Here is an 18,859-nt window from a genome sequence, read left to right on the forward strand (position 1 = left end):
GCCTGTCCTCGTGACCCCGGCTGCTGCATTATGGGCGCAGAGGACTACCATGGGAAACCATGAGTAATCGAGGAAAGCTAAAGCCAGGCAAGCCCACTCCGATCCTCACCGTGCCGGAGAGCATTGAGCGCCCCGAGTACGTGTGGAAAGACGAGGTGCAGGAGGCCGTAGGCGAGCCCTACGTCCAGTCCCCAGAGGTCATTGAGAAGATGCGTGAGGCCTGCAAGATTGCAGCCAACGCCCTCAAGGAGGCGGGAAAGGCCGTGCAGCCGGGCGTAACTACCGATTATGTAGACCGCGTCGCGCACGAGTACATGTGTGACCACGGCGCTTACCCGTCCACGCTGGGCTACCGCGGCTTCCCCAAGTCCAGCTGCGTGTCCCTCAACGAGATTGTCTGCCACGGCATCCCGGATACCACCGTGATTGAGGATGGCGACATCGTCAATATCGATATCACCGCTTATAAGAATGGCGTCCACGGCGATAATAACGCCACCTTCCTTGCCGGTAATGTTTCCGAGGAACACCGCCTGCTGGTAGAGCGCACCAAGGAGGCCACCATGCGCGGTATCAAGGCCGCAAAGCCCGGCCGTGAGATTAACGTCATTGGCCGCGTTATTGAGTCTTATGCCAAGCGCTTCGGCTACAACGTCGTGCGCGATTTCACCGGCCACGGCGTCGGCCCAACCTTCCACAACGGTCTTGTGGTCCTACACCATGACTCGACCGTGTACCGCGACATCCTTGAGCCTGGCATGACCCTAACTGTTGAGCCGATGATTAACCTCGGCTCCTTGGATTACGAGATCTGGGATGATGACTGGACCGTCCAAAACACCGACGGCAAGTTCACTGCCCAGTTTGAGCACACCCTCGTCATCACCGAAGACGGCAATGAAATCCTTACCATTCCAGATGAGGACTAGTACTTAGTCTCAGAACAAACTGAAGGCCGCCTCCATTTCCAGAGAAGGGGAGTGGAGGCGGCCTTTGTATTCTTGCCGACTTCCCACGGAGCAGTCGGCCGTATCGGAGCGACTATATATAGCAAAAAGGGCCTCGTTACAAGAACGAGGCCCGTGCAAGCCCTAGCTATCTAGAGCCAATCTGCGGCTAACAATTAGCGGCGGAAGATTGGGTCCAGGATGTGCTGCGGGATGATGCCGTTGTAAACAGCGTAGTTGTAAGCGCCGATGATTGCGCCGATAACGGAGGTGATGCCCAGTGCGGTAGCACCCTTCTTCCAGTTGGAAGCCCACTCCGGGATGGTTTCGGAGGTTTCCTTGCCGAACATGTCCTCGCCGGTGACCTGGTTGTCTGCAGTTACTACCGGCTTGCCGTCCTCGCCCGGAGTCCATGCGCCCCACTCCTTGCCCTTCTGGGTGAAGGAGCTGGAGGACAGGGAGGAACCGGTGCTCTCGTTGGCGGTGGAGGACTCTGCAGAAGCGACGGCAACGCCGCCGAAAGCTACGGTGACAGCGGTAGCAGCAGCAACGGCTGCGGTGCGGAAGTTACGCATTGTGAAAATTACCTTTCGGAAGTTTTGATTGAGCCGTGTGGCTGTTGCTTAGAAGGACGGGCCGTGTACGAAGAAGTTGTAAACAGGGCCGATGATGCCGCCGAGCAGGGCACCAACGCCTGCTACAACGGTTGCACCGTAGAAGACCTTTGCCCATGCTGGCTGGCCGGAGAAGTCCTTGGAAGAACCAAAGATGGCAACGCCGTTAGCTGCCTTGTCGCCCTCGAGCTTGTGGCCAAGCTTGGAGGACAGGGAAGGGGTGTAGTCCTCTGGAGTCTGGTCCTCGGCCTGGCCTTTACCAGTCTTGGAAGGGTTAGCCTGCTCTACGGTGACGTTGTTGCCGTTCTGGTTGACGGTGTCGGCAGCGGAAGCGACGGTGGTGCCGCCGAAGGCAACGGCGAGAGCGGTTGCGCCAGCGATTGCTGCATTGCGGATACGCATATCAAAATTCCTTAAAAGTCGTACTTGCAAGGCTTCCGCACTGGGAAACCAAAGTGTTATTGAATACACAGGCGGTATTCATAAACACGCGGTAGCCGTGTTCGTATCGGCTCGAGCCGGTGTCCCAAGTGAATTTAGTAAAACTCCCGTCCTTTTGCACGTCAAAGACCGGAATTTCAGCGATTAAATTAATTTGGGCCCCTTTATGGTGGTGAATTTCCTGAAATTGTGAATGGGACTTCCTTGGCGTGAAGTGGGAAAACGTCCTAAACCCTGGGAAGAAACTGGAGGAGTGTGAGAAGGATCACGTAACAGTTCACTTATTCCACTCCAGTCCCAAAAGGGTATTTTCCACTACTTCTGGCAGCGCAGGGTGGATCCAATATTGGTTGCGAGTGAATTCCCGCATGTCCAACTTGTAGGCCATCGCGGTAATCAATTGCTGGATCAAGGTTGAGGCCTGCGGGCCCATCAGGTGCGCGCCGAGAAGCTGCCCAGTGGAGCGGTCTGCTACCAGCTTGCAGATTCCGGTGTGATCTTCCATAGCCCAGCCGTAGGCAACGTCGCCAAAGTTCTGTACCTTGACGGTGACGTCGAAGCCCTTCTGTTGCGCCTGCTTCTCAGTTAGGCCCACTGTGGCGATTTGTGGGTGGGTAAAGATGGCGGCGGGGACATTGTCGTGGGGCAGTGGGCGGAGATCTTCTGGGTGGAGCAGGTTATGCTGCACTGCGCGTGTCTCCGCATTGGCTACGTGCTTGAGCATATATGGAGAAGAGACATCGCCGAGCGCCCAAACACCCTCGGCGGTGGTGCGGCCGAACTCGTCGGTGCTCACGCGGGCGTCGGCAAGCAGTTCAATGCCCGCCTTGTCCAGATCCATCTGATCGCCGTTTGGGGTGCGCCCAGTAGCAACCAGAATCGCTTCTGCTTCCACGGACTCACCATTGTCGAGCTCCAACCGCACGCCCGTGTCAGTTTCCTCGAGCTTGGTGCCATTGGCTATGCGCACGTCGAAGCGATCGCGAGCAATCTGGTTGAAGCGGCTAGATAGGTCATCATCCAGGTGGCGTAGCAAGGTCTCGGAGCGATTGACCACGGTGACCTTGGTGCCGAGGCCGTCAAAGACATGAGCAAACTCCATGGCGATATAGCCACCGCCTACCACGATGAGGCTTTCTGGCTGGTGGTCCATGCGCATGATGTCTTCATTGGTGTAGTACTTCACGCCCGAGTTGGCATAGACCTCCGGAATGACCGGACGGGAGCCGGCGGCAATGACGATCTGGTCGCCGCTGATGACATGCTCGCCGGTCTGAATGGTCTTCGGGCCGACGAAACGGGCGTGCTCATCAAACACGGTAATGTTCGGGGTTTCTTCGCCGCGACGGTACTGTTCGCCGCCCTGGGCAATCTGGTCGATGCGGTTGGTAAAGACCCGGTCCACGATGGAATCCCAATCCACGCTAGTGACCTGAGCATCAAGGCCGAGCCGGCCGGCCTCGCGCGCCGCTAGGGCAATATCGGCGGTGTAGACATACATCTTGGTGGGAATGCAGCCTACGTTGAGGCAGGTCCCGCCAAAGGTGCCCTTTTCAATGATGGCGATTTTCCGGTCATCAAAATCCGGGCTAGGGATGGAGTTTCCGGAGCCAGTGCCGATGATGATGAGGTCGAAATGTTCCTCGGCAGCGGGCGTGTGGGACTGGTGTGAAGTAGTCACGTTTATTCCTTATATATAGGGGCTTAATTACTGAGTAGATTGTGGGGTTTCTAGGACGGTGGGCAGCCACTTGTCACAGGCGTCAAAAGCTTCTTGGAGCGGGTCCGGAAGCGATAGGAACACATCGTGCCTAGCCCCCTTGATGGGATGCAAGGTGTAGTGGGCACTAAGTTCCTTTGCCCAGCGCCGCGTTTGCGCAACGTCGATGATGACATCTGCGTGGTTCACGCTGTCGGAGTAAGGCTGACCCAATTGGGTGCGAGTGGACTGCAGCGTCAAGATGGGGACACCGGCATCAACGCGGCCGCTGTGAATAGCATCAAAGCCGTGGAATACCGCGGCTATCCAACCGACATATTTCTTATGGCCCGCCAGTGGCTTAAAGCGGAGGTCAAAATTCCATTCGCCGTAGAAATCCTTATGCACGGACTCGCCGTAAGCAGTGAGGTTGCCACCAGGCAGGGGAGTCATGGGGGCGATGCGGCCCAATGTGTAGAGCAGCGGCTTGAGGGGAGTGAGGACCTGGCCGGGCACGCCCATCATGTCCAGCCATGGACTATTAAGGATGAGGCCCGCCAAGCGTTGGTGGCGTTCTTGGTCGGTTCGGCGCAGATGATCCATCCACAGCGGGGCGATCAAGCCACCGGTGGAGTGGGCGATGAAGATGACTTCATCATTGGGGATCGCATCAAGAGCGGCGGTGAGGTCTGTAAAGTACAGCGCCAGGTCCGAAGCATAGTGCCACGACTGGCCCGAGCGGCGCGAGCGGCCGCACTTGCGCAGATCGATGGCATAAAAGTCATAACCCTCGGCGGCAAAGTGCTCGGCTACGTGGGTGTGGAAGAAATAATCGGTCATGCCGTGTAGCCACACCAGTGCCGGGCGAGACGGGGCGGCTGACTCACGTGCAGTATCGCCCGCATGCTCCGGCGCGTAGTGCACCAGGGTGGTGACCACGTCGCCCTCGCCATCGGGGTCTGTACCCAAGTCAATGGTGGCAGCTTCATAGTCAGGGCCAAGCTTGTCTGGGCCCCATACCGGGGAGTGTGTAACCATGCCTCGATTCTAGGTGCAACGAAGAATTTATGGTGCTGCCGGTGGGGTGTAAATAGTGGGGGCGGAAATTCCCACATTTTCGCCACTGGTCTGGGGGAGAAATCCCAAATTGGATGAGAAAAGCGTAGAGTAAGGCCTTAATGCGTGACGCACTGCCAGGTTGTCATAGTGCAGCGATGGTGGCGCGGGGCGCTAAGCGCTAAAAATCAAGGCGTAGACCGCGCCGATGGATATCTATTTTCAATTCGAAGAGGTAATAACACAGTGTCCTCCGCTAAGAAGACAGCACAGGTTGTAGACGAGGTCGATGTAGCACTAATCGGTGCTGGCATCATGAGCGCCACCCTGGGTGCTATGCTCCGCGAGTTGGAGCCCAGCTGGACCCAAATGGTCTTTGAGCGCCTCGATGGCCCCGCATTGGAGTCCTCCTCCCCGTGGAATAACGCCGGTACCGGCCACTCCGCACTGTGCGAGCTGAACTACACCCCGGAGAAGAACGGCCGCATTGATATCTCCAAGGCTCTGGGCATCAACGAGAAGTTCCAGAAGTCTCGCCAGTTCTGGTCCCACCAGCTCAACAACGGTATTCTCACCGACCCGAGCGAATTCATTAATCCGGTTCCGCACGTGTCCTTCGCACAGGGCGAAATCCAGGTGGATTACCTCAAGCGCCGTTATGATGTGCTGAGCGAGAAGCACATGTTCCCGGGCATGCAGTTCTCCGCGGACGATTCCGATTTTGCTGAGAAGCTGCCGCTGATGGCGAAGGGCCGTGACTTCTCCAATAAGGTGGCCATTTCTTGGACCGACGCTGGTACCGACGTCAACTTTGGCGCGCTGACCAAGCAGTTCCTGACCGCAGCTAAGGCTTCCGGCACCGAGATCCGCTACGGACACGAGGTCATCGACATCAAGCGCGATGGCTCCGCGTGGAAGGTGTACTCCAAGAACAAGCACACCGGTGACATCACCGTAGTTAAGGCAGAGTTCGTCTTCGTTGGTGCTGGCGGTTACGCCCTGGACCTGCTGCGCAAGGCAAAGGTGAAGGAAGTTGCCGGTTACGCAGGCTTCCCAGTATCCGGTCTGTGGCTGCGCTCAAAGAACCCAGAGCTTATCGAGCAGCACCAGGCTAAGGTCTACGGCAAGGCTGCCGTGGGCGCCCCACCAATGTCGGTGCCGCACCTGGATACCCGCGTGATCGACGGTGAGAAGGGCCTGCTCTTCGGTCCTTACGGTGGTTGGAGCCCGAAGTTCCTGAAGAAGGGCACCTACCTGGACCTGTTCAAGTCCATCCGCCCAGACAACATCACCTCTTACCTCGGCGTTGCCGTGCAGGAGTTCGGCCTGACCAAGTACCTGGTCGATGAGGTGCGCAAGAGCTTCTCGGACCGCGTGGAAGCCCTGCGCGAGTACGTACCGGAAGCAAAGGAAAGCGACTGGGAAACCGTTATCGCTGGCCAGCGCGTCCAGGTGATTAAGCCTGCTGGTGCTCCGCAGTTCGGCTCCCTCGAGTTCGGCACCACCTTGGTGAACAACCAGGAGGGCAATATTGCCGGCCTGCTCGGCGCTTCCCCAGGTGCATCCATTGCCCCGGCCGTCATGCTGGAGCTGCTGGAGCGTTGCTTCGGCGAGCACATGATTGATTGGGCAGACAAGATCCGCGAGATGGTTCCGTCTTATGGCATCAAGCTGCGCAACGATGAGAAGCTGTACGACGAAATGTGGGAGTACACCCAGAAGACCCTGAAGCTGGACCGCTAAAAGCTAGCTTTCCTCCCTACGCGCCCCCGCGCCGCCACGTTGGCGGTGCGGGGGTTTCGTGCGTCCTAGGCCGGTAATGGCAGCCCTAGGTGCCGCAGTAGGTGAGGTAGCCCTCGAGACCATTAGGATCCGGCGATTCGAACGTTGGGTTGGGCTCCCACGGGTGGGTGACCGCGTGGAGAAGCTCCTGATACGGGCCCAACTCCCCGCGTTCGGCAGCATCCAGCGCGGATTCTACGGCGAGGTTGCGCGGGATCACCCGCGGCATGGCATTATCGACGCGGGAAGGATCGGGCGAGGACGCAAGGTAGTCATCCAAGAAGTCACCCTCGGCAAAGAGCTCGCGGGCGTGGGTGGGGTGGCCCGCGGCGGCGTCGGCAAGAGCGCGGTGAGCGAGCGTGATATCTGGGCCGTTGAGCTGCATGGCAGCCGCATAAGAAGAAGCGACCTCTCGAGAGGTATCCAAAGCCTGTGCCAAATCTGCCCTGTGCTGGTGCTCAAAGCGGTCGGTAAAGCCGTTGATGGATTCTTGGGCAAAGTCCATGGCCTTATTCATGTTCATATCAAAAAGCGGCAGGAGGGATTCCGCCAAGCGGGCCAGGTTCCATCCCAGAATGGAGGGCTGATTGCCAAAGGCATAACGGCCCTGCCTATCGATGCTGGAAAAGACCGTTGATGGCGAATAGGCCTCCATAAAGGCACAGGGGCCATAGTCAATGGTCTCGCCAGAGATGGTGGTGTTATCCGTATTCATCACGCCGTGAATAAAGCCCAAGCGCATCCAGTGGGACACTGTGCGGATCTGCGCATCCATCACCTGGGTGAAAAACTCCTGGTAGTCCGCTCCAGGGTAGTGGCGCGCAATGGCATAGTCGGCCAACTGTCGGGTGTAATCCGTCTGCGCGGCAAGATGGAAAGTGCCGACGCGGATATGGCTGGCCGCTACGCGTACCACAATGCCGGCCGGTTGCACGTGCCCGCGCTGAATGGGCTGTCCGGTGGAAATAACCGCCAGCGCCCGGGTGGTGGGAACCCCCAAGGCATGCATAGCCTCAGAGACTAGGTACTCGCGCAGCATGGAAGACAGCGTTCCGCGGCCATCGGACCCGAGGCGGGAAAAGGGAGTAAGCCCAGTTCCCTTGGCATGGAGATCCCATAACCGGCCGTCCTTTTCCACCTCGCCCAAGAGCATGGCCCGGCCGTCTCCCATTTGCGGGTTAAACGCACCGAATTGGAAGCCGGAATAGGCCATGGCGTGGCCGCACGCGCGGCCGGTAAGGAAATCTACGCCCTCGGAGGATCGCAGCCAGTCTGGGTCGAGGCCCAACTTGGTGGCCAGTTCCTCGTTGAGGATGACCATCTGTGGGTTCGGCTGCTCCTCACCCTCGGTGGGGCGAACCAAGTGGGGAAGCTTTTGGGCAAAATCGTGGTGGAGCTGCATCTAGACCTCCAGTGTTCCGCGCACGCGAATCTGGGCGCGACCGCCCACCCAAATATCCGTGCCGTCATCGTTGATAAATACTTCTCCCGCCCGGCCAATCTGGCTGCCTTGTGTTGCGGTATAGAGTGGCGGGACGAGGTTGCGTGAGCGCATAAACTGCGCGGCGCCGCCGTTGAAAGAACCGGTGACTGGGTCTTCGAATTGGGTGGTAAAGGCCCGCACCTCATAGGCCGGCTTGCTCTCTGCGGCGTTGGGATTAAGACCCACAACGCCGACCTTGGGGCGCTCGGCCCGGGGCTCAACCGCGCGCACCGCCGCGGCGTCGCGCAATTGAAGCAGGCGCCAGCCCGGGCCATTGTCCACCCAGCCATGGTCCACAATATCCGCGCTATCTAGCCCCAACCCAGCGCAGGCCTCCTTCAGCTCCGCCGGGCTCAGCGGTTCTTCGCGGCGCAGCGGCGGGGTAGCAAAGGAAAAGACTTCGCCCTCTTGGCGGACGGTTACCAAGCCCACGCCGCATTCTTGGACGATAGTTCCCTCCGACTGCGGGCTATTGCCCAGCGCCCGCCACGCGGCAGCGCTACCCAGCGTGGGATGGCCGGCGAAATCAAACTCTTCGTACGGGGTGAAAATGCGGACGCGGTAGTCCGCGCGGGCGTCGCTAGGCTCGAGCAAGAAGGTGGTTTCAGAAAAGTTGGTCCAGTTCGCGATTGCCTGCATCTGCTCGGTACTTAGGCCATCGGCGCCCGCAATCACCGCCAAGGCATTGCCGTTAAAGGCACCCGTGGCAAAAACATCAACCTCAAAGAACTCGTGGCGCATGCCCGCCAGTCTAGTCAGCCCCAGGGATGAGGACTAAGGCTTAGAGCCTGCGCTAGCCTAGAAAGCCATGAAGAAGCTATGGCCCGATGCACTTCGCGCGTGGGTAGGCCCACCGTGGAGAATTCTCATTCCGCTGTTTTTCTGGGTTTCTTCGGTTTCTTATGCTGCTGATGTAGTGGACGGGGATTCCCTCTTTCACAGGGGCGTTTTAATTCTTTATTGCGTGGTTCTCCCATTGGCGTTGTGGCTGCATCCTAAGTTGAAGGAAAAGGCGATAGGCGCAATCGCTATTGTCTTTACCCTGTGTCTTTTTACCCCTTTGGCCGCGCTGAGTAACGTCCATGCTTTTCCCTTGGCGTATTGCGTTTTTCTCATTGGGGCGCATTCCCCGAAGCGCATGCGCCGTGTATGGATTGCCTGGATAGGCCTAGGCACCCTTTTCTCTGTGTGGGCACAGCATTTTGGAAACCTTATCTTTAGTGATATTGATTTTGGGCTCGAGGGAGCACAGATTGATCCCCTAGTGTCCTTAGCCTCCGTTGTTATCATCGCGTGGCCGGTCATGGGCTTTTTCTTCTTGCTGGGCACCAATGACCGCAAAAAGCGCGAGGACCAGCAGCTGCTGATTGAACGTGCGGAGATGGCCGGCGCGGTAGAGCGCAACCGCATTGCCCGCGAAATGCATGACATTGTGGCGCATAATTTAGCGGGCGTTATCGCGCTTGCCGACGGCGCCCGGTTCGCCGCCGCCAAAAATCCCGCAGCGGCCACAGAAGCCTTAGAAACCATAGCCTCTACCTCCCGCGATTCCCTCAAACAGATGCGCGGATTGCTCTCTGTGCTGCGAGATGGAGATTCCCGCGCCGATACCAAGGCGCCCGGCGCGAGTGATATCGCAGGACTCATCTCGGAAGCCCGCCGCAGCGGTTTCGATATCATCGTGCACGGGCTGGAGGACCTGCCGACCGAAAGCGACGAGCTCTATCAGTTCACCGTCTACCGCGTGGTGCAAGAGATTTTGACCAATATGCTCAAGCATTCCCGCGATAAAAGGGGAGTGCTGCGCTTTCGCTCTACTGGAAGCGGCCTAGTATTGAGCGCCGATAACCCGGCCGCACGCACGCCGGACAATCACGAGCCCGGTTACGGGCTCATCGGGATGAGCGAGCGCGTTAGGGCCTATGGCGGCAGCGTTGCTACCCGCACAGAGGACGGACACTTCTTTATCACCGTGGAGGTACCCAATGACTAACTCTGAGCAGCCAGCAAGATCGCATGCCGCTCCCATCCGCATTGGCCTAGTAGATGACCAGCCCCTCGTGCGCGCCGGGTTCGCCATGCTCCTTGGCTCCCAAGAGGATTTAGACGTTGCCTGGCAGGCATCCGATGGCGATGAAGTCCTCGACCTCGCCCGCGCGCAGCCTGCCGATATTGTGCTCATGGATGTCCAGATGGCCCGCGTCAATGGCATCGCCGCCACCGAAAGGCTGCTGCCGGAATTCCCGGATACCCAAGTCATTATGCTTACCACCTTCGATGACCAGAACTTTGTCCATGGCGCCATTTCCGCCGGGGCTTCCGGATTCCTGCTCAAAGACGTCGAACCGGAAAATCTCCTCGCCGCCATTCGCACCGTACATTCCGGCGAGGCCGTCCTTTCACCGCGCATTACCGCCCAGGTGCTGCAGCAACTGCGCAGCGAGCAGTCCGCGTCACAGCCTAATTCACATGCCACCCCCGTTGCGGCAGCGGCTACCGCCCCTCCGGCAGAAGATCTCACGCCACGCGAGCTAGACGTCCTCAAGCTGATGGCACTGGGGTATTCGAATACCGAAATCGCGGAGTGCGAGTTCGTCTCCATGGCCACGGTCAAGACTCACGTGCGCCACATCTTGACGAAAACCGGCTCGCGTGACCGCGTGCATGCCGTGCTCTACGCGCTTACTCATGGCGTGGTTTCGGTGGAGGAACTGCTCTCTCATCCCTAGGTATGACCTGCTAAATCACTCCCAAGGATGGTTACTCTGTGCCGGTCAGGCGGCACGATGGGAACCATGCTCAAAGTTTCACACCTTTCCAAGAATTTCCGCTCCTTTAAAGCAGTAGATGACCTCTCCTTCGAGGTTCCAGACGGTCAAGTCACCGGCTTCCTCGGACCGAATGGTTCCGGCAAGTCCACCACCATGCGCATGTGCGTGGGTCTGGAGACTCCGACTTCCGGCACCGCGACTTTTGATGGCACGCCTTTCCGTGAACTGTCCAATCCCGCCACCATGGTGGGCACCTTGCTGGATGCGAACTGGTTCCACCCGGGCCGCAGCGCCCGTGCTCACCTGGGCTACATGGCCGCGTTGCAGGGCGTGTCTATGAACCACGTGGATGACACCTTGGACCGCGTCGGCCTAACTCAGGTAGCCACCAAGCGCGTGGGCGGCTATTCGCTAGGCATGAAGCAGCGCCTGGGCCTTGCTTGTGCGCTCATCGGCGAGCCGAAGCACTTGCTTCTCGACGAACCCGTCAACGGTCTCGACCCCGAAGGCGTGCACTGGATGCGTGCCCGCATCCGCGAATTCGCCGAGGCCGGTTGCTCGGTCCTCGTATCTTCCCACCTGCTTTCGGAAATGCAGCTCACCGCAGACCGCCTCGTAGTCATCGGCAAAGGCAAGCTGCTGGGCGAGGGCACCATGGATGAATTCGTCAACGGAACTGGTGGCGCAAGCCTCGAAGTCATCGTTGACCAGCCCGATGAACTCTTGCGCCTATTGCACGGCACCGATGCGGAAACCTCCTTTGACGGTGAGGTCCTGCGCGTGCGCGGCCTCGAAGGCTCCGACATCGGCCGCATCTGCCTGGATAACCGCATTCTTATCTCCAGCTTGGAACGCAAACAGCCCTCCCTGGAAGAGGCCTACCTCGGCGCGACCGCCGACCACGTGGCCTACCGCTCCGCCTAAACGCACAACCCAACCTTTAAGGACAGATTTCTATGAATACTGTGGTTTCAGAATCCCGCAAGCTCTTTTCTCTTCGCTCTACCTGGGTCTACCTCGCCATCGTGGCACTCGGCATGACCGCCGGCGGCGTGCTTACGGCTTGGGGCTATGACTTCAACGGCACCGCGGACGGCAAGTTTCAATCCAGTGATGTCTTGGCAGCTAGTGACCTCGCCATGGTGGTGATGATCTTTGCATCTGCGATGATGGTCGGAGGTGACCTAGGAAAGGGAACCGTTGCATGGTCTTATCTTTCCTCCAACCGCCGCGTTGGCATAGTGCTCAGCCAATTCTTAGTCATCCTGGTATCACTCTTGCTCGCTGCCACGCTGGGTATAGCTGTGGGAACCTTGCTGATTGCGGCACTCGGCGGCGATATTGACTTCACAAGCTTTCACCAGTGGCCGGATTGCAACCGAGTGGTGTTTGCTTACCTGGAATGGGCCGGCTTTAGCCTGCTGGCTATGGGGTTGGCTTATCTCTTGCGTAGCGGCACATTTGCGGCGATGATCCTCGTGGTGGAGTTCTTTGTTCTTGAAACTGCGCTTATGGCATTTGACGCTTCGTGGGCAGAAGCGTTGTTGAGCTGCCTGCCCTTCGCCAATATGCAGACCTTGGTCCTGGGTAGCGATTTGGGCCCCTTGGACCATTCCCGCGGTGTGTCTGCTTTGATTCTGGGCGTCACGCTGGCAGTCTGCGTCGGCGGTGCGTGCGCAGTGTCCCGCCGTCGGTCCGTCGCCAAATAACTCCCAGAACTAACTACGCTGGTGGGCATGAGTGATGCACTTTTTGCCCGCATAGAACCTATCCAGACCATGCGGGATGGCACGGTCAAGCAGGTCAACCCGTTCTCCGGGACCGAAGTGTGGACCGTGCCGGGCCGCGGCAACCGCCCGCTGTCCACGCCAGTGGCTAACCCGCAGCCACTGCAGGAAGAAGACTTCACCCACCGCTGCGCCTTTTGTTCAGGGCGCATGACTGATACCCCGCCGGAAAAGGCCCGCATCCTGCCGTCCGGCGGGATTGTGCGTGGATTGCCCTTGAGCGAATACGGCCACACCGTCCCGGCCTTTCGCCGCATTCCAAATCTGTTTGAAATCGTCTCCTTTGACTATTGGCACGCCAACTACGGCTTCGACATGGATGCTGAGACCCGCCAACGCATGGACAACTACCTTGCAGATCCTGCCGGCCGTGAACATGTGCTCAATATCGTGCGCACGAAGCGAAAGGCAGCGCACCTGCCCGAGGCAAGCGACGAGGAACTTATAGAACAGGCGGCGGGCTTTTTCGCAGGTGGCCACGACGTCATCGTGGCGGGCCGCCATTTTGAGCGCGGTGCACAGGATGATTCCCAAGTGGTATCTTCCGGCACCCTCAGCGCCGAAGAGCACCTGCTCTTTATGCAGCTGACTATTGACGCCATGCGCGACCTCTACGAACGCAACCGCTACGCACCCTATGTGGTGGCCTTCCAAAATTGGCTGCAGCCAGCCGGCGCCTCCTTTGAGCACCTGCACAAGCAACTCGTTGCCATCGATGACCGCGGCATGGCCTCCCACCGGGAGGTACAGATGCTGCGCAGCAATATGAATATGTACAACGAGTGGGCGGTGGACTTTGCCGCTAGCCGCAACCTCATCATTGCGGAAAACGACCATGCCGTCCTCTTCGCCGGCTTTGGGCACCGCTATCCCACCTTGGAGGTCTACTCCAAGTCCGCGACCTGCGAGCCGTGGCGGCAGTCGGAAGAAGAAATCCGCGCCATGAGCGACCTCGTCCATGCTGCCCACGCTGCTGTCGGCCGCGAGGTTCCCTGCAATGAGGAGTGGCACCACAAGCCTGCCGATGTCGACGTCGCTCAGCCATGGCGCATTCTCATCAAGCTCCGCATTTCTACCCTTGCCGGATTCGAAGGCGGCACCAAGATTTACCTCAACACCATCTCGCCCTGGGACCTGCGCGATAGGGTAGTAAGCCAGCTTTATCCCTTGCGCGAGTCCGGGCATGTTGCCCGCTCGGTCCGCGTGGCCACCGAATGCTCGGTGCAGCGCAATAGCCTGCTGTATAACCCGCAGCTGCGCTAAGCGGGCAGCGTTGGGCTCAGCGCTTGACGACGAGCGTAAGCTCACTCGACCCAGGCCCCGGCTCCTCAACGGTCATACCCGCGGCGCGCGCGATGGCGGCAACGTCGGCGGCGCTGTAGGCGTCAGCAGGCGAGAGCGCTAACTCGCGGGCTAACAGGCCCTTGAAGTGCTTATTGAAGTGGCTGACCACCTTGCGCGAACCATCGTCCTGCAGGCTTTCCACCCGTACCGTTACCGCATCCTTTACACGGCCGAGCTGCTGGTAAGTGCCCGAGCGCAGATCGACAATAAGCTCGTCCACTCCCTCGAGCGCCTGCGTAATCTGCTTGCCCCAGCGCGACTTCATGGTGCGGCCACCAAGCTTGGAGCCACCCGAAAGCCGGTAATGCGGAATGGGGTCGCTGGCGCGGAGGACGCCAAAGAGGGCGTCGCCAATAGCAAGCCGATCCCACGTGGGCAGGGAAGGGGCATCCAAGGCATCAAAAAGCACGCCGGTATAACGCAACACGGCCGGCATGGTGGGGGTGGTAAAAAGCCCCTGGTTGGATTCGGCCTCACCACGCAGCTTTTCCGAAAGCTTGAGTACCTCCATGGCCTCGTCTACCGGAAGAGACTGCAGCTCAGCGGCAATTTCTTGCCGGGTGGCATGCAATTGCGGAAAGGACAGTTGGCTGAAGTCAAGGGGCTGTCCCGTACCGCCATGGGCCTTAGTTTCTGAAGGAGGGAGGATAATGAGCATATATACAGGGTAGCGGGGTATATTTTTGTGCATGATTACCCGCCTTTCTGAACTATTTCTCCGTACCCTTCGTGAGGACCCCGCCGATGCCGAGGTCCCCAGCCACAAGCTGCTCGTACGCGCCGGTTATGTACGCCGCGTCGCGCCGGGCGTGTATACCTGGCTGCCGTTGGGTCTGCGCACCCTGCGCAAGATTGAAGATGTAGTCCGTCAGGAAATGGACGCCATCGGCGGCCAGGAAATGCTGTTTCCTGCTTTGCTGCCGCGCGAGCCTTATGAGAAGACCAACCGCTGGGTGGAATACGGCGATAACCTCTTCCGCCTCAAGGACCGCAAGAACGCAGATATGCTGCTTGGCCCTACCCACGAGGAAATGTTTGCCAGTGCGGTCAAGGATATGTACTCCTCCTATAAGGATTTCCCGGTTACGCTGTATCAGATTCAGACCAAGTACCGCGATGAGGAGCGCCCTCGTGCTGGTGTGCTGCGTGGCCGCGAATTCACGATGAAGGATTCTTACTCCTTCGACATGACCGATGAGGGATTGGACGAGTCCTACGGCCGCCACCGCAAGGCGTATCAGAATATCTTCAACCGCCTAGAGATCGATTACGCCATCTGTAAGGCCACCTCTGGTGCCATGGGCGGCTCCGCGTCCGAGGAATTCCTCGCCGTCTCTGAGGTGGGCGAGGATACCTTTGTGCGCTCCACCGAGGGCGACTACGCAGCCAACGTCGAGGCCGTGGTGACCCCAGCACCGGCGGAGAAGGATATTGAGGGCCAGCCAGAGGCACAGGAGCATGACACCCCGGGAGCAGAGACCATTGAGAAGCTGGTCGAATGGGCCCAGGGCGCAGGCATTACTGTCGACGGCCGCGAGGCCACCGCTGCAGACACCCTCAAGTGCATGATGGTCAAGCTCTACCACCCGGCCGTGGAGAGCGAAGAGCGCGAGTCTGAATTGGCTGCCGTTCTCATCCCTGGCGATCGCGAGTTAGATGAAAAGCGCCTTGAGGCCGCACTCGAGCCAGTGGAGTTTGAGTTGGCCGGGGACAAGGACTTTGCAGACAATGACTTCTTGGTCAAGGGCTATGTGGGCCCGCGCGCTCTAAATGCCAATGGCATCAAGGTCCTGGCCGATCCGCGCGTGGTCAAGGGCACGGCGTGGATTACCGGCGCCGATGCGAGCGAGCGCCACGTGGTTGGCTGCGTGGCCGGTCGCGATTTCACCGTGGATGAGTTCATTGAGGCCGCAGAGGTTAAAGAAGGCGACCTGGCTCCCAATAACCAGGGCACCTTGACCTTGGAGCGCGGCATTGAGCTTGGCCATATCTTCCAGCTGGGCCGCAAATACACCGAGGCCTTTGACGTGCAAATCTTGGATGAGAACGGCAAGCGCGCCGTTCCCACCATGGGATCCTATGGCATTGGTATCACCCGCATGCTGGCCGTCTTGGCCGAGCAGCGCCATGATGACAAGGGCCTCAATTGGCCAGTAGCTGTTGCGCCGTACCAGGTACACGTAGCCGTGGCTAATAAGGACGCCGCCGCCATGGAGGCCGGCGATAAGCTGGTAGAGGAGCTATCCTCCAAGGGGCTCGAGGTGCTCTTCGATGACCGCCCAAAGGTCTCCCCAGGCGTGAAGTTCAAGGATGCAGAGCTCCTGGGCATGCCCTTCGTAGCCATCTTGGGCCGTGCCTTCAAGGAAGGCAAGATTGAACTGCGCATCCGCGGTGGAGAGACCCTTGAGGTTCCAGCCGAAGACATCGTGGACAAGATCCTCGAGCTCGTGCGTGGCTAAATAGGACTCAACTCTGCGCGGCGGGGTACCGTGGAAGGCATGAACTTTCAAAAGAATGGGCTTTCCACGGTGCTTTCAGCAATGGGCGTATTGCACTTTGTGAAGCCGAAGACTTTCGAATCCATTGTCCCGCCGCAACTGCCAGGCCCTGCGCGCTTCTATAACTTTGCTTCGGGCCTGTGGGAGATTGCCACCGGTGCTTTGCTTCGCCGCCGCGCCACCCGCGGCTTCGGCGGTGCTTCCGCACTCGCGCTCTTTGCAGCGGTGTGGCCGGCCAATATGTACCACGCCTGGATTGAACGCAAGGCAGGGTGGCCAAAGAAGCTCTACCACATCATCCGCCAGCCGCTGCAGGTGCTGTTGATGATGTATGCCTGGAATATCGCCAAGCATGAGGCCTAAAGCCGCCTTGGCTGCATGCTAGCCAGCTAGGTCAAGCACAAAACCGGCCTCCTCCCTTACTCCGCGGGGTTTCGCGGGATGGGGAGGAGGCCGGCTTCGTATTAACTGCCGAGGCAAAAACTAGCCGGCGACGGGGCCGCCGCAGTTGGGCCAAGCGCCAGCACCCTGGGTGGCTAGGACGCTTTCGGCCACGGCAATCTGCTGCTCGCGGGTCGCCTGGTCAGCCGTCGGGGCGTACTGGGTGCCGCCATTGGCGGCCCAAGTCTGCGGGTTGAACTGCAGGCCGCCCTGGTAACCGTTTCCGGTATTGATGTGCCAGTCACCGCCGGACTCGCAGGCGGCTACCTGATCCCAGGCGCTAGCCGGTGCGGCGGTAGCAGCAGGCGCGGCCAAGCCAGCAAGGCCGAGTGCTGCGGCGGATACGGTCAACATGGTCTTCTTAGAACGCATTGAGAGGAAACTCCTTCTCTTTGTGTCTGTTTAGCTTGCGGAATCTCCTGCAAGCTCATGGTGAACCAACCTACGCACGCTAGAGGAGCCGAGGCAATGCATAGGGTCGTAGAGGTTGCTGCCATTTCGCTGGCCCGTTGTCAGGGGATGGACAGGTGGGGTTGGCCGGGGTGGTAGTGGTCTAGCGCATGCCGTGGGACTCTGCCGCGATGCCAATGAGCCACGTAACCCATTCCTGATCCGGGGATTCTTCTTGCGCTGCGCCCGTAGCGGCAGCGGACCACTTGCGGTCGTCATGTTCGGCAAGGCCATCGATAAAGGCCAGGGCGGACGCAGAATCGTGGGGCAGTTCTTGCTCTCCGGAGGCATAAGCCGGCTCCGGCTGCGGAGTGTTGCCGTAGCGGGCAAGTGCGCCCTGGAGGGCGTCGATGCGGCGATGATGAACAGCTAGGCGATGATCCACCTTGTCCTCGTGTTCGGGGCCAACGTAGGCGCGGGCGAAATCTAGGCCGTATACCTGCTCATACTCCCAACTCAAGAGATCAGCAGCGCTCTTTTGCTCCGGTTGGGAAAGCTCGGGAATATCGGGGGCATCGCCAGGCAGCCAAGCATTGAGCGCAATAGCCTGCTCGGTAACTAGGGTGCGCGATTCAACGGTGACCTCATCGGCCGCCTCTGTTGTTGCAGAAGCGGCATTTTCCATAATTTCGCCAGAGTCTGCGGCGTGATTGGCCTCGGTAGGACGCTCCACCTCACAGGAGCGTGGGGGATTGCCGGCATCATCCGTGCCGCATAGCCGTGTAACTTCGGCATACAGGGCGTCCGCCTGGGAGCTGCGCAGCCCTGCGGCATGGTCATCGACGCCGCTGAGGGACAAGGCGTCGGTAGCGGCGGCGTCGGCAAGCGCCAGCAGCCTGCTTTCTGGCCGCGGGCCAAAATAGTCGACGACGGAATCAACCGCTTGGCACCCAGCCAAGGCGGGCACGGAGGCGGTTGTGGCTACGAGGGTCAAAGCTATGCGTCGGCGGTTCACGCAAAAGACTGTACCCCGTAGCACGTAGGCTAGTGGGCATGGCTTTCCCAGATGCACAACAATTGACCGATCTCCTGCAACCCAAACTGGCTGAGCGGGGATTGGACGTAGAAGATATTAAAACCACCAAGGCGGGAAAGAAATCCCAGGTCATTATCCGTGTTGATGGCGATAAGCGCCCTAGCTCCGATGTGTTGGAGGAAGTCTCCAACGAGATTTCTGCCTTCTTTGATGACAAGGAAGCGCAGGGAGAGCTGAACTTCGGCGCCGGCTATACCTTGGAGGTCTCCACCCCCGGCGTGGACTTGCCGCTCACCGCCCCGCGCCACTGGCGCCGCAATCGGGGACGCAAGGTCTCCTTCGACCTTGGCGATGGCAAGACTCAATCGGCGCGCATTGGCGCGCTTAACGACGCCGCCGATGCCGTAATCCTCATCACGGCAAGCAAAAAGGACGTGCAGGCGCGCGCCGAACGATTGGAAAACATTGCCCGGGCAGTGGTAGAAATTGAGTTTGCACAGCCGTCCGAACAGGAGCTAGAGGCAGTGCGAAAGACGTTTGAAGAAGCCGAGAATTAACCGGCAACCGAGA

General features: G+C 59.2%; 19 protein-coding genes. 10 read left to right on the forward strand and 9 right to left on the reverse strand.

Annotated features, from left to right (window positions below; genetic code table 11):
• Positions 1-59: 59 nt before the first annotated feature.
• Complete coding sequence (gene map, locus QP324_RS01260) at positions 60-929, forward strand: type I methionyl aminopeptidase (RefSeq protein WP_005325202.1); 870 nt, start codon at positions 60-62, stop codon at positions 927-929.
• Between the two features lie 194 nt (positions 930-1,123).
• On the opposite strand, the gene QP324_RS01265 is transcribed toward map, so the two are convergent.
• The 4 genes from QP324_RS01265 to QP324_RS01280 all read right to left on the reverse strand — a co-directional run bounded on the left by QP324_RS01265 (position 1,124) and on the right by QP324_RS01280 (position 4,739).
• A complete protein-coding gene (locus tag QP324_RS01265; RefSeq protein ID WP_005328707.1) occupies positions 1,124-1,522 on the reverse strand; it encodes a hypothetical protein in 399 nt (132 codons plus the stop codon).
• A gap of 48 nt (positions 1,523-1,570) precedes the next feature.
• Positions 1,571-1,963 carry a hypothetical protein gene (locus tag QP324_RS01270; protein ID WP_005328705.1) on the reverse strand — a complete coding sequence of 131 codons (393 nt, stop codon included), beginning with the start codon at positions 1,961-1,963 and terminating at the stop codon, positions 1,571-1,573.
• Between the two features lie 316 nt (positions 1,964-2,279).
• Positions 2,280-3,683 carry a mycothione reductase gene (mtr, locus tag QP324_RS01275; protein WP_284814057.1) on the reverse strand — a complete coding sequence of 468 codons (1,404 nt, stop codon included), beginning with the start codon at positions 3,681-3,683 and terminating at the stop codon, positions 2,280-2,282.
• 27 nt (positions 3,684-3,710) lie between these two features.
• On the reverse strand, positions 3,711-4,739 hold the full coding sequence (locus QP324_RS01280; RefSeq protein ID WP_005328696.1) for an alpha/beta hydrolase: 1,029 nt from the start codon (positions 4,737-4,739) through the stop codon (positions 3,711-3,713).
• A gap of 264 nt (positions 4,740-5,003) precedes the next feature.
• On the opposite strand from QP324_RS01280, the gene mqo reads away from it, so the two are divergent.
• Complete coding sequence (mqo, locus tag QP324_RS01285) at positions 5,004-6,500, forward strand: malate dehydrogenase (quinone) (RefSeq protein WP_284814059.1); 1,497 nt, start codon at positions 5,004-5,006, stop codon at positions 6,498-6,500.
• 85 nt (positions 6,501-6,585) lie between these two features.
• On the opposite strand, the gene QP324_RS01290 is transcribed toward mqo, so the two are convergent.
• On the reverse strand, positions 6,586-7,941 hold the full coding sequence (locus tag QP324_RS01290) for a YdiU family protein (RefSeq protein ID WP_284814061.1): 1,356 nt from the start codon (positions 7,939-7,941) through the stop codon (positions 6,586-6,588).
• On the reverse strand, positions 7,942-8,763 hold the full coding sequence (locus tag QP324_RS01295; protein WP_284814063.1) for a PhzF family phenazine biosynthesis protein: 822 nt from the start codon (positions 8,761-8,763) through the stop codon (positions 7,942-7,944).
• A gap of 445 nt (positions 8,764-9,208) precedes the next feature.
• Here QP324_RS01295 and QP324_RS01300 point away from each other — a divergent pair, with 445 nt between their 5' ends.
• The 5 genes from QP324_RS01300 to QP324_RS01320 all read left to right on the forward strand — a co-directional run bounded on the left by QP324_RS01300 (position 9,209) and on the right by QP324_RS01320 (position 13,843).
• Complete coding sequence (locus QP324_RS01300) at positions 9,209-10,015, forward strand: sensor histidine kinase (protein WP_250408327.1); 807 nt, start codon at positions 9,209-9,211, stop codon at positions 10,013-10,015.
• Positions 10,008-10,751 (forward strand): response regulator transcription factor, encoded by a 744-nt coding sequence (locus tag QP324_RS01305; protein ID WP_239277475.1) that lies wholly within the window; start codon positions 10,008-10,010, stop codon positions 10,749-10,751. The genes QP324_RS01300 and QP324_RS01305 overlap by 8 nt, the downstream gene beginning before the upstream one ends.
• Before the next feature lie 66 nt (positions 10,752-10,817).
• Positions 10,818-11,717 (forward strand): ABC transporter ATP-binding protein, encoded by a 900-nt coding sequence (locus QP324_RS01310; RefSeq protein ID WP_040425320.1) that lies wholly within the window; start codon positions 10,818-10,820, stop codon positions 11,715-11,717.
• Between the two features lie 32 nt (positions 11,718-11,749).
• Positions 11,750-12,502 (forward strand): ABC transporter permease, encoded by a 753-nt coding sequence (locus QP324_RS01315; RefSeq protein ID WP_005325189.1) that lies wholly within the window; start codon positions 11,750-11,752, stop codon positions 12,500-12,502.
• A gap of 27 nt (positions 12,503-12,529) precedes the next feature.
• On the forward strand, positions 12,530-13,843 hold the full coding sequence (locus QP324_RS01320; protein WP_239277477.1) for a DUF4921 family protein: 1,314 nt from the start codon (positions 12,530-12,532) through the stop codon (positions 13,841-13,843).
• 16 nt (positions 13,844-13,859) lie between these two features.
• Here the strand turns inward: QP324_RS01320 and yaaA are convergent, their stop codons facing one another.
• Complete coding sequence (gene yaaA / locus QP324_RS01325) at positions 13,860-14,582, reverse strand: peroxide stress protein YaaA (protein ID WP_034668531.1); 723 nt, start codon at positions 14,580-14,582, stop codon at positions 13,860-13,862.
• A 31-nt stretch (positions 14,583-14,613) separates the two neighbouring features.
• Here yaaA and QP324_RS01330 point away from each other — a divergent pair, with 31 nt between their 5' ends.
• Entirely contained in the window at positions 14,614-16,383 is a 1,770-nt protein-coding gene (locus tag QP324_RS01330) for a proline--tRNA ligase (RefSeq protein ID WP_239277478.1), read from the forward strand.
• A 39-nt stretch (positions 16,384-16,422) separates the two neighbouring features.
• Positions 16,423-16,785, forward strand: coding sequence for a membrane protein (locus tag QP324_RS01335; RefSeq protein WP_034668463.1), 363 nt, complete (start codon positions 16,423-16,425; stop codon positions 16,783-16,785).
• Positions 16,786-16,905: 120 nt separating this feature from the next.
• Here QP324_RS01335 and QP324_RS01340 read toward each other — a convergent pair whose 3' ends face one another.
• Together QP324_RS01340 and QP324_RS01345 are read right to left on the reverse strand one after the other, a co-directional pair.
• A complete protein-coding gene (locus QP324_RS01340; protein ID WP_049377454.1) occupies positions 16,906-17,235 on the reverse strand; it encodes a transglycosylase family protein in 330 nt (109 codons plus the stop codon).
• A gap of 181 nt (positions 17,236-17,416) precedes the next feature.
• Positions 17,417-18,268, reverse strand: a complete 852-nt coding sequence (locus QP324_RS01345; protein WP_284814069.1) for a DUF4439 domain-containing protein — start codon at positions 18,266-18,268, stop codon at positions 17,417-17,419.
• Between the two features lie 38 nt (positions 18,269-18,306).
• On the opposite strand from QP324_RS01345, the gene rimP reads away from it, so the two are divergent.
• Positions 18,307-18,846 (forward strand): ribosome maturation factor RimP, encoded by a 540-nt coding sequence (gene rimP, locus QP324_RS01350; RefSeq protein ID WP_284814071.1) that lies wholly within the window; start codon positions 18,307-18,309, stop codon positions 18,844-18,846.
• Positions 18,847-18,859 lie beyond the last annotated feature (13 nt).

The organism is Corynebacterium sp. UMB0012, assembly GCF_030216265.1.
In the GTDB taxonomy this organism is placed as follows: Bacteria; Actinomycetota; Actinomycetes; order Mycobacteriales; family Mycobacteriaceae; genus Corynebacterium.

Bases quoted from the DNA above. Each gene is read 5' to 3' on its own strand.
- QP324_RS01335 (WP_034668463.1), top strand. From the start codon at position 16,423: ATGAACTTTCAAAAGAATGGGCTTTCCACGGTGCTTTCAGCAATGGGC.
- QP324_RS01295 (WP_284814063.1), bottom strand. From the start codon at position 8,763: ATGCGCCACGAGTTCTTTGAGGTTGATGTTTTTGCCACGGGTGCCTTT.
- QP324_RS01305 (WP_239277475.1), top strand. From the start codon at position 10,008: ATGACTAACTCTGAGCAGCCAGCAAGATCGCATGCCGCTCCCATCCGC.
- rimP (WP_284814071.1), top strand. From the start codon at position 18,307: ATGGCTTTCCCAGATGCACAACAATTGACCGATCTCCTGCAACCCAAA.
- QP324_RS01270 (WP_005328705.1), bottom strand. From the start codon at position 1,963: ATGCGTATCCGCAATGCAGCAATCGCTGGCGCAACCGCTCTCGCCGTT.
- QP324_RS01340 (WP_049377454.1), bottom strand. From the start codon at position 17,235: ATGCGTTCTAAGAAGACCATGTTGACCGTATCCGCCGCAGCACTCGGC.
- map (WP_005325202.1), top strand. From the start codon at position 60: ATGAGTAATCGAGGAAAGCTAAAGCCAGGCAAGCCCACTCCGATCCTC.
- QP324_RS01330 (WP_239277478.1), top strand. From the start codon at position 14,614: ATGATTACCCGCCTTTCTGAACTATTTCTCCGTACCCTTCGTGAGGAC.
- QP324_RS01280 (WP_005328696.1), bottom strand. From the start codon at position 4,739: ATGGTTACACACTCCCCGGTATGGGGCCCAGACAAGCTTGGCCCTGAC.
- QP324_RS01315 (WP_005325189.1), top strand. From the start codon at position 11,750: ATGAATACTGTGGTTTCAGAATCCCGCAAGCTCTTTTCTCTTCGCTCT.
- QP324_RS01320 (WP_239277477.1), top strand. From the start codon at position 12,530: ATGAGTGATGCACTTTTTGCCCGCATAGAACCTATCCAGACCATGCGG.
- QP324_RS01265 (WP_005328707.1), bottom strand. From the start codon at position 1,522: ATGCGTAACTTCCGCACCGCAGCCGTTGCTGCTGCTACCGCTGTCACC.
- yaaA (WP_034668531.1), bottom strand. From the start codon at position 14,582: ATGCTCATTATCCTCCCTCCTTCAGAAACTAAGGCCCATGGCGGTACG.
- QP324_RS01290 (WP_284814061.1), bottom strand. From the start codon at position 7,941: ATGCAGCTCCACCACGATTTTGCCCAAAAGCTTCCCCACTTGGTTCGC.
- QP324_RS01310 (WP_040425320.1), top strand. From the start codon at position 10,818: ATGCTCAAAGTTTCACACCTTTCCAAGAATTTCCGCTCCTTTAAAGCA.